Raw genomic sequence first — 554 nt, 5'->3', positions numbered from 1 at the left:
GCCAAACCAGCTGAGAATGTGGTTAACCACGCCGTTGGGCGTCGGGTTGAATAAAATACGCCACATTTCGGCGACGATCGCCGCGCTGGTGACGGCGGGTAAAAAGATGGCGGTGCGAATAAAACGCAGGTGGCGCGCCGGGCCTTCCAGCAGCATCGCGAGGAAGAACGCCAGGATAGCCGCAGCGAACATCGTGACTACCACGTACAGCAGCGTATTCACCACCGCCGCGTGCAACTCGACGTCGGCAAAAGCACGGGTAAAGTTATCGAGTCCTACCCACTCGTTCGGCTGATTAAAGTTGACCTTGTAAAAGCTCATCACCAGACCCTGAATCATCGGGATGAACTTAAACCAGCTAAAAATAATGAGCGCAGGCGCTAAAAACAGCCACGGGATCAGCGCCCGCTTACGCTTTGCGCTCAGCCATCCGATCGAGTCAGGCGACGCGGCCTGCTTCATCGGCGAGGACTTCGTCTCATGCAGCGTCATCACGGTTGTCCTCAGTTAGCCAGCACATTTTGTTTTTTCAGCTCAGCGTTCATCTTGCCGTC

At 55.4% G+C, this 554-nt stretch carries 1 protein-coding gene; it reads right to left on the bottom strand.

Annotated elements, in window-relative coordinates; all coding sequences use genetic code 11:
- Positions 1-462 (bottom strand): carbohydrate ABC transporter permease (locus CWM53_RS19300; RefSeq protein WP_413773717.1); only part of this gene is annotated, 462 nt, incomplete at its 3' end.
- Between the last annotated feature and the right edge of the window lie 92 nt (positions 463-554).

This window comes from Klebsiella sp. A-Nf5, from assembly GCF_002810545.1.
In the GTDB taxonomy this organism is placed as follows: domain Bacteria; phylum Pseudomonadota; class Gammaproteobacteria; order Enterobacterales; family Enterobacteriaceae; genus Klebsiella; species Klebsiella variicola.
This window is presented reverse-complemented; position numbering and strand designations above follow the sequence as displayed.